The following is a 9,270-nucleotide window of genomic DNA, read 5'->3' on the forward strand; positions in this document are numbered from 1 at the left end:
CGCTTATATAGCTGTGTCACTTCATGCTGTCCAGACGCGTGAAGGCAAGCCGAACGATGGCGGGGCCGGTGAGCATGGAGCAGTCGAATACCGATAACCGCAGGCGGCGGAGTCGTCTCTCGCCGCGCAACTGGCGAGTGCCCACACGCCTGACCGCGCTGATCGTCGCCCCGACGATCGTCGCCGTGCTGCTCGCCGGCATCCGCGTCGTCGGCTCGATCGACAGCCTGACGGCCTACCAGCGGACCAGGTCGGCGGCGGAGTACTCGGTGCACCTGCGGGACCTCGCCGAGCAGCTCGCCCTCGAACGTGACCTGTTCGTCTGGGGTGGCGCCGGCAGGCGCAAGTTCAACATCGACGGGGAGACCGAGGTGACCCGCGCCCAGCAGCGCGCGGCGGTCGACCCGCTGATCCAGCAGGTCAAGGCCGACCTCAAGAACCTCGACGCGGACTACGGCACCCGTACGGTGGAGCAGGCGCAGCAGCTCACCAGCCGCATCTCGAGCCTTCCGGGCATCCGCGACAACGGCGCGCCCGAGGACTACAGCGCTCTGATCGCCAACATCCTGCGTCTGCAGGACGAGCTGGGCAACAACGACGACAACGCCTCGATCGTCGGCAACATCCGCGCTCTCAACGCTCTCGCCCACGCCAAGGAGGAGGCGGCCCTGCAGCGGGCCACCCTCACCCGTGAGCTGATGGAGCGCAACCAGGTCTTCACCACGTTCGAGCTGCAGGACTTCCTGGCCTCGCAGTCCCGTCAGCAGAGCTACCTGGCGACGTTCTACACGGAGGCCCCGCCGGCCGAGGCGAGCCGCCTGGTCACCCTCTTCGCCGACAGGGACGTGGTCAACAGCGAGCTGACCAAGTCGTGGGCGCTCACGCTCGGCCTGCAGAACCACTCCCTCAGCCGCTACCAGGGCAGGGACAGGACGACCCAGCAGTGGTTCCAGGACAGCACTAAGGCGATCGAGCAGATGGCGGCCGTCGAGGGACGCGTGTCGGGGCTGGTGCAGGACCGCGCCCGCGAGCTGCAGTCGGCCGAGCAGCGCAACGCCCTCATCGCCGGCGGCCTGATCCTCGCGCTCCTCGTGCTCGTGCTCGCCACGACCGTGCTCATCGCGCGGTCGATGGTCTCGCCACTGCGCCGCCTGCGGGCGGAGGCGCTCGACATCGCCGGGCGGAGGCTGCCGGAGATCGTGCGGCGGATGCGCGAGTCCGAGGACCCCGGGCGCGAGTCCCATGTGCAGCCGATCGCGGTCGACAGCAGCGACGAGATCGGTGAGGTGGCACAGGCCTTCGACGAGGTCCACACGCAGGCCGTGCGCCTGGCCGCCGAGGAGTCCCGCCTGCGCGCCAACGTCAACGCGATGTTCGTGAACCTGTCACGGCGTACGCAGACGCTGGTGGAGCGGCAGATCTCGCTGATCGACGGCCTGGAGCGGGGCGAGGAGGACGGCCGGCGCCTGGCCGACCTGTTCAAGCTGGACCACCTGGCCACCCGCATGCGCCGCAACAGTGAGAACCTCCTGGTCCTCGCCGGTCACGAGCCGCCTCGCAAGCGCAGCCAGCCCGCCCGGCTGGTCGACGTGGTCCGCGCGTCGCTGTCGGAGGTCGAGGACTACGAGCGGGTCGTCGTCCGGATCCCCCGTACGATCGCGATCGCCGGGCACGCCGCCAACGACGTCGTCCACCTGCTGGCCGAGCTGGTGGAGAACGCCATCGCCTTCTCGCCGCGCAACACCAAGGTCGTCGTGTCCAGCAGCCCCGTCGAGGGCGGCGCCGTGATGCTCGGCGTCACCGACGCCGGCATCGGCATGTCGCCGGAGGAGCTCGCGGAGATCAACCGCCGTCTCGCCGAGCCGCCCACGATCGACGTGTCGGTGTCCCGCCGGATGGGCCTGTTCGTGGTCGGCCGCCTCGCGTTGCGCCACGGTATCCGGGTGCAGCTGCGCCGGGGCGAAGGCGCGGGCGTCATCGCCATGGTGCTGTTCCCCACCCAGCTCATCACCAACGCCGACCAGCCCGTCATGCCGCGCCCCTCCGTTCCGGCCGGGCAGACGGCGGCCGGGCTGCCGGCCCGGCAGGCGTTCGCCGCCGAGCCGGACCCGCTCGGCTCCGCGCCGGGCGGTTCGTTCGAACCCTGGAGCGCCGGCAACGGTACGGCGGGTGGCGGTGTCGGATCCCGCAGGCCCCCGGCGACCAGCGGGAGCGGGCTCAGCGGGGCCGGGACCGGCGGCAACGCCTCGGGCGGGTTCACCGCGTTCGGCGCGCCGACGGGTGAGGTGGCGGCCGGGCCCGCGGAGAACTCGTTCGCGGGAGGGGCGTTCACCGAGCACTCGGGGCCGCATCCGGCGCCGGGCGCGCCCGGGAGGGCGGCGGACGGCGACACCCCGCGCCCCGCGTTCGGGGAGCGGCCCGACTCGTCGTGGCCTCCGGTGTCCGCCGGGCCCTCGGCGTCGCCGCTGACCGGGGCCGCGAGCGGGAGCGGCGAGGACCGCGCCGAGCATTCGTGGCCGTCGCTGCCCACCGGACCGGCGGGCCTCCCACAGCGGGGCGCGTCCACCGGGCCCACGGCGTTCTCACCGTCGAGCACGGGACCGACCGCGTTCTCTCCGTCGAGTACCGGACCGACGGCGTTCTCTCCGTCGAGTACCGGACCGACGGCGTTCTCTCCGTCGAGTACCGGACCGACCGCGTTCTCTCCGTCGAGCACGGGGCCCACGGCGTTCTCTCCGTCGGGCACCGGACCGGCCGGGGCGGCGGGCGCACCGGCGTCTCCCGGCGGCGCCGGGGCCTTCGCGGCGGAGAACGAGGCGTCGTCGACCGGGCAGCTGCCCTCGGTCGACGACTCGCCGCTGGAGCGGGGCGACGAGTTCCTGCCGATCTTCGCCTCGGTCGAGTCCGCGTGGTTCCGGCGTCCCTCGGACACCACCGGCCCGCAGGCCGCGCCCGCGGCGCGGTCCGGCACCGAGGAGGACGAGGAGAAGGCCGGGGAGAGCACCGGGGAGATCGCCAGGGTGCCGGGTTCCGCCCCGGCGCCCGGGCCCGCCGACCCGCAGGGCGAAAGGCCCGGCGGGTGGCGGTCGCGGGCCGACAGCGGCTTCCAGGCCGCGGCGAGCGCCCGGGACCCCCTGCTGGGCGGGGTGACCGCGGCGGGCTTGCCGAAGCGCACGCCGAAGGCCAACCTGGTGCCCGGTTCGGTGGGCGCGGAGGGCCCTGCCCCCGCAGCCCCGCGTCCCCCGGTCTCGGCCGATGCGGTGCGCAACCGCCTGTCCAGCTTCCAGCAGGGTGTTAGGCGAGGCCGGGCCCAAGCGGCCGGAGGTTTCGCCGAAGGGTCGGGTAAAGAGGAGGAGGGCTCGTGACTGAGCTGAGCGTGGAAGCACGCAGGTTCGACTGGCTGATCACCGAGTTCGTCGGCACCACGCCCGGCGTGGCGCACGCGGTGGTGGTGTCGTCGGACGGCCTGCGGCTGGCCCAATCGGACGGCTTTCCGCCTGACCGCGCCGACCAGCTCGCCGCCGTCGCCGCCGGCCTGCTCAGCCTCACGGCGGGCGCCGCGAGGGTGTTCGAGGGCGGTCCGGTCACGCAGACGGTCGTCGAGATGCAGCGCGGGCTGCTGCTCGTGATGGCGATCAGCGACGGGTCGTGCCTGTCCGTGCTCGCCTCTCCCGACTGCGACATGGGCCTGGTGGCCTACCAGATGACCCTGCTCGTCGAGCGGGCGGGGCAGGTGCTCACTCCGGCGTTGCGCGCCGAACTGCAGACGTCACGGCGATGACCATGGGAGCGGGCCATGCGTGATCGTGACGGGACAGAGGACGAGCCTCTGTTCCGTCCGTACGCCGTCACCGGTGGCCGATCCGAGCCGCGTTACCACATGGCGATGGAAACCCTCGTATCATCGGTGACCTTGAAGAGCAATGACTATTCCCTGCTCAGCCCTGAGCAGGAGTCGATCATGATGCTATGTCGTTCCGTACGATCGGTCGCGGAGATCTCGGCGCTGCTCCGGGTCCCGCTCGGCGTGGCACGTGTGCTCATCGCCGACATGGCCGACGAGGGTCTGGTCCGCCTGCACATGCCGCAGCTGAACCAGGGACAGCCAGACCTCAACCTGCTCGAAAGGGTGCTCAGTGGACTACGCAGGCTCTAGCCGTGGTCTTACCTCGACGAAGATCGTCGTGGCGGGTGGGTTCGGCGTCGGGAAGACGACCTTCGTCGGTGCCGTCTCCGAGATCCTGCCGCTGACGACCGAGGCCGTGATGACCGACGCCAGCGCGGGCATCGACGACCTGGGGCTCACGCCGAACAAGACGACCACGACGGTCGCCATGGACTTCGGCCGGCTCTCGCTCGACCAGGACCTCATCCTCTACCTGTTCGGCACGCCGGGTCAGCACCGCTTCTGGTTCATGTGGGACGACCTCGTCCGCGGCGCCATCGGGGCGGTCGTGCTCGTCGACAGCCGCAGGCTCGCCGACTGCTTCCCGGCGATCGACTACTTCGAGGAGGCCCAGCTTCCCTTCCTGGTCGCGATGAACGGCTGGGAGGGGCAGTTCCTCCACTCGGAGGAGGAGGTCCGTGAGGCGCTGTCTCTGCCTCCGCACGTCCCGGTCGTCCGTACGGACGCCCGTTCGCGGGATGCCGTCAAATCCACGCTCATCAGCCTGGTCGAGTACGTGCTGACCGTCCGGGCCGCGTACGGCAGGCCCTACTGAGCCCGTACGAACCCATGTCCCCGATAGACCTCGCCCCGGAGAGGGGTCCGGCGAGGGCGGTACCCAGGAGGGTGCCGCCCTCGCGGCGTATGGTGCGAACATGGGGCCGGAGCCGGATTCTTTGCCTTCGGCGGTCGCATCCACGAGACCCCGCCCTAGCCGGCAGGGCAGAATTCGGTATTGATGCCGACCCGATATTTAACCAAATAACATCATCTCCATGCCTGTCTAGGCTATTTGTGCACGGGTGTTCGGTTGGCCTCCCTGGTGTCGGTGTGCTGCAATTACCCTCGCCTGCAGGACGTCTCGCACGTCACGCCAGCCCCACCCGTGCTGAGACACTCCCCCCTGTGCGCACATACGGCGAGAGGTTGCAAAGCCTGTGACGACACAAGACCCCCGGACCGACCAGAGCCCCGGGACCGGGGTTCCGGCTGAGCAGGAGCCCGACGAGGGAAGCCGTTTCCTGCTGCGCAACTGGCGCGTGCGCTCCAGGCTTGTGGCCCTGATTCTCATTCCCACCCTGGCGGCGCTGCTGCTCGGCGGCCTTCGGGTCATCACCTCGGTGAACACGGCGTCCGAGTACCAGCAGACCAGTGACCTGGCGCGGCTCGTGGACAAGGTCGCGGGCCTCACCCACGAACTGCAGTCGGAACGCGACCGGGCCGCCTGGAACGCGACGATCGGCCGCCCGGCGAAGGCGACCGCCGCCGTCAAGGCGCAGATCATCCTCACGAACAAGGCGTCCACCGCGGTGCGCGACCTGGCGAACGAGGTCAGGTCGAAGGTGAGCAGCCGCGGCTCCGCCGAGATCGAGCACATCCTCGGCAGGCTCGACGGCGTGGAGTCCCTGCGTAGTCAGGCGCTGGAAGGGAACCTGCTCCCCAGAGCGATCCTGGACCAGTACACCCTCGTCATCGACACCCTGCTGGCCCTGCAGGACGACCTGGCCAAGAGCACGCAGGACGACAGGCTCGCCGCCTCGGCCGTCACACTGGCCGCGCTCGCCCGCGCGAAGGAGAGCGCCTCCGTGCAGCGCGGCATGCTGACCACGGTGCTGCCGGTCGACCGCTTCGAGCAGGCCCAGCTGCAGAACTTCCTCGGCGCCGTGTCCGCCGAGGAGAGCGAGCTGCGCGCCTTCCGCAAGAGCGCCACCGCCGAGGAGCGGACCGACTTCGACAACACGGTCACCGGCGGCAAGGTCGACCAGGCGGAGTTCATCCGCACGCTGGTGCTCGACCGCGCCAACGCGGGCTTCCCGCTCAAGGGCCTCGACCTGTCGGTACGCGACGACACCCGCCTCTGGTACGACGCGATGTCGCAGCCCATCAACCGGATGCGCACCGTCGAGGCCAAGCTGACCTCCACGATCGTGGCGCGGAGCCAGTCGCTCAAGGACGACGAGCAGCAGCGCGCCGTCATCGTGGCCGTCGCCGTCGCCCTCCTGCTGATCGCGGTGCTGCTCGTCACCACGGGCGTCGCCCGCTCCCTCGTACGCCCGCTGCGGCGGCTGCGCAGCGAGGCGCTGGAGATCGCCGGCAGCCGCCTCCCCGACACCGTCCAGAAGCTGCGGGAGGCCGGCGACGCCGCCGAGGTCCCGCCCATCGCCCCGATCCAGGTGGTCGCCCGCGACGAGATCGGCGAAGTCGCGCGGGCCTTCGACGAGGTCCACCGCGAGGCCATCCGGCTGGCGGGCGACGAGGCCCGGCTGCGCAGCAACGTCAACGCGATGTTCGTGAACCTGTCGCGGCGCACCCAGACGCTGGTGGAACGCCAGCTGTCCCTGATCGACGGCCTGGAGCAGGGCGAGCAGGACGAGCAGCGGCTCGGGAACCTGTTCAAGCTCGACCACCTGGCGACCCGCATGCGCCGCAACAGTGAGAACCTCCTGGTCCTCGCCGGGCAGGAGGCCGCGCGCCGCTGGGGTCAGCCGGTGCCCATCGTCGACGTCGTGCGCGCCTCGCTGTCGGAGGTCGAGAACTACGAGCGCGTCGACCTCCAGGTTCAGTCCGGAGCGTCGGTCGTCGGCCAGTCGGTCAACGACGTCGTCCACCTCGTGGCGGAGCTGGTGGAGAACGCCATCTCCTTCTCGCCGCGCGACACCAAGGTCACGGTGTCGAGCAACCGCATCGACGGCGGCGGCCTGATCATCTCCGTCAGCGACCAGGGCATCGGCATGACGCCCGAGGAACTGGCCCAGACCAACTACCGGCTCGCCAACCCGCCGGTCGTGGACGTGTCGGTGTCCCGTCGCATGGGCCTGTTCGTGGTCGGCCGCCTGGCGTTGCGCCACGGCATCCGGGTGCAGCTGCGCCAGCAGGACACCGGTGGCCTGACGGCCATGGTGCTGCTGCCCGAGGCGCTGCTGGCCCACGCCGGCCCGGCCTTCCCCGGCGTGCCGGGCATGCCGCAGCCCGAGCTGACCAGCCCGATGCCGGCCGTCGGGACCGGGCCTCAGTTCGGCGCCTCCGTGTTCGGCGGCGCGCCGGCCCTCGCCAGCCCGACGCCGTTCGAGAACCCGTCACGCACTCCCGTGTTCGGCGCGGACGCGCCCGGCGTCGGCACTCCCGGCGCCGACCCCTTCGAGCGTGGACCTTTCGAGTCCTTCCCGCGGGAGACGGTCGGCTTCGATCCCGATCCGTTCGCCCGCAACCCCTTCGAACCGCCGCCGGGCCGGAGCGCCGACGGTGACGCGTTCGCGCGCAACCCGTTCGAGACGGGCGGTTCGGGGCGGCCGGGCGAGACCGATCCGTTCGCCCGCAACCCCTTCGACACCGGCGGCTTCGGCCAGGGCGGGCAGCCCGATCCCTTCGGCCGCAGCCCGTTCGAGTCCGGACCGTTCGACCGGGCGGCCTTCGACAAGACGCCGTTCGAGAAGACGCCCTCCGAGCGAGACCCGTTCGAGACCACGAACTTCGACTCGGGACCGTTCGACGCCGGCCCCTTCGACACCAACCCCTTCAACCGGGGTCACGTCGGGGAGGCCCCGGTGGACACGCCATGGCCCGGCCACCTGCCCCCGCCGGGGGGCGCCTCCTGGCCCGGCACCCCGCAGGACGCCGACACCGGCTGGGCCGGCCGGACCGGCCGCGGCGCCTTCGAGGGCGACGACAACACCGGCCCGCTGCCGGTGGTGCGGACCTCGCCGCTGGAGTCGGAGGAGGAGTTCCTCCCGATCTTCGCCGCGGTCGAGTCGGACTGGTTCAAGAAGGCCGACGTCCCGGCGGACAAGAACGACGCCGACGGTGAGACCGGTACGGATACCAGGGCCTGGTCCTCCCCGGCGGACGTCGGCTGGCAGGCGGCCAGGGCGGCCAGCGAGCCGGCCCTGGGCGGGGTCACCTCGTCGGGTCTGCCCAAGCGGGTGCCCAAGGCGAACCTGGTCCCCGGCTCGGCCACTGCTCCCGCCACCCCCTCCGCGGAGCCCGCCGCGGCGGCGGCCTCCCCGCCGTCGCCCCCGCCCGTGCTCTCGCCCGAGCGGGTGCGCAGCAGGCTCTCCAGCTTCCAGCAGGGCGTCCGGCAGGGCCGGGCTGTCGCCCGCGGGGAGGCCGAGGAGGACCAGGGATATCCCGGGGCGGCGGCCCTGGGCATGCCCGATGCCCAGGACACTGAGAAGGAGGACTGATGAGGGAAATGAGCCAGGCCGCGCGCGGCATCAACTGGTTGATCACGGACTTCGTGAACAACGTGCCGGGTGTGGCGCACACCGTGGTGGTGTCGGCGGACGGGTTGCCTCTGGCGTTCTCGGACGGGTTTCCGAAGGACCGGGCGGATCAGCTGGCGGCGGTGGCGGCCGGGTTGATCAGTCTGACGCAGGGTGCTTCGCGGGTGTTCGAGGGTGGCCCGGTGACGCAGACGGTGGTGGAGATGCAGCGGGGGTTGTTGCTGATCATGTCGATCAGTGACGGGTCCTGTCTGGCGGTGCTGGCGGCGGCGGATTCGGATCTGGGTCTGGTGGCCTATCAGATGACGTTGCTGGTGGAACGGGCGGGTCAGGTGCTGACTCCCGCGGTCCGCGCCGAACTCCAGGCGTCCCACCCGCGGTGAGGCGACTCCGCGAAGTGAGGCACGTGGTGGAGGACAGATCGGGGAAGACGCCCTGAGAGCGGAGCGGCCGGGGCGGCCGCCGGGTTCCGGAGCGAGAGCGACAAGGTCAGGAGGACGCTGTGGCAGGCGGCGGCTGGAACAACGAGGCCTATCCGCCGGTGGACGACGCCCACCGGCAGTACGGCGGCATGAACCCCGTCCCGACGCCGGCACCGGCGCCGATGGAGCAGAGCTCGCTGGTACGGCCGTACGCCGTCACCGGCGGACGTACGGCACCGCGGCTCCAGCTCGCCATGGAGGCACTCGTGTCCTCCGCCACGGTGATGCATCAGGACCTTTCCACGCTCACCCCCGAACGCCAGGCGATCAGCACGTTGTGCCGTCAGGTGCGGTCGGTGGCGGAGGTGTCGGCGTTGCTGCGGATTCCGCTGGGTGTGGTTCGTGTGGTGATCGCGGACATGGCGGCGGAGGGGCTGGTGCATGTGCATCAGCCGCAGTTGGA

The 9,270-nt window shown here is 71.1% G+C and carries 7 protein-coding genes; all 7 read left to right on the top strand.

The window, feature by feature from the left end:
• Positions 1-137 precede the first annotated feature (137 nt).
• Positions 138-3,365: a nitrate- and nitrite sensing domain-containing protein gene (locus tag HHX41_RS28940; protein WP_182908463.1), complete on the top strand. Its 3,228-nt coding sequence runs from the start codon at positions 138-140 to the stop codon at positions 3,363-3,365.
• Positions 3,362-3,781, top strand: coding sequence for a roadblock/LC7 domain-containing protein (locus tag HHX41_RS28945; RefSeq protein WP_169981945.1), 420 nt, complete (start codon positions 3,362-3,364; stop codon positions 3,779-3,781). The genes HHX41_RS28940 and HHX41_RS28945 overlap by 4 nt, the downstream gene beginning before the upstream one ends.
• Before the next feature lie 15 nt (positions 3,782-3,796).
• Entirely contained in the window at positions 3,797-4,156 is a 360-nt protein-coding gene (locus tag HHX41_RS28950) for a DUF742 domain-containing protein (protein WP_030510865.1), read from the top strand.
• A gap of 28 nt (positions 4,157-4,184) precedes the next feature.
• Complete coding sequence (locus tag HHX41_RS28955) at positions 4,185-4,721, top strand: ATP/GTP-binding protein (protein ID WP_310742229.1); 537 nt, start codon at positions 4,185-4,187, stop codon at positions 4,719-4,721.
• A gap of 382 nt (positions 4,722-5,103) precedes the next feature.
• Positions 5,104-8,346 (top strand): nitrate- and nitrite sensing domain-containing protein, encoded by a 3,243-nt coding sequence (locus tag HHX41_RS41065; protein ID WP_310742230.1) that lies wholly within the window; start codon positions 5,104-5,106, stop codon positions 8,344-8,346.
• 8 nt (positions 8,347-8,354) lie between these two features.
• The gene (locus HHX41_RS28965) at positions 8,355-8,768 is read left to right on the top strand and encodes a roadblock/LC7 domain-containing protein (protein ID WP_205825907.1); all 414 of its coding nucleotides are present in this window, start codon (positions 8,355-8,357) and stop codon (positions 8,766-8,768) included.
• Between the two features lie 119 nt (positions 8,769-8,887).
• A partial coding sequence (locus HHX41_RS28970) for a DUF742 domain-containing protein (RefSeq protein WP_396795326.1) occupies positions 8,888-9,270 on the top strand: 383 nt, incomplete at its 3' end.

Origin of the sequence: Microbispora sp. H13382, from assembly GCF_014161445.1 — a bacterium.
Classification (GTDB): domain Bacteria; phylum Actinomycetota; class Actinomycetes; order Streptosporangiales; family Streptosporangiaceae; genus Microbispora.

Bases quoted from the DNA above. Each gene is read 5' to 3' on its own strand.
- HHX41_RS28950 (WP_030510865.1), top strand. From the start codon at position 3,797: ATGCGTGATCGTGACGGGACAGAGGACGAGCCTCTGTTCCGTCCGTAC.
- HHX41_RS28965 (WP_205825907.1), top strand. From the start codon at position 8,355: ATGAGCCAGGCCGCGCGCGGCATCAACTGGTTGATCACGGACTTCGTG.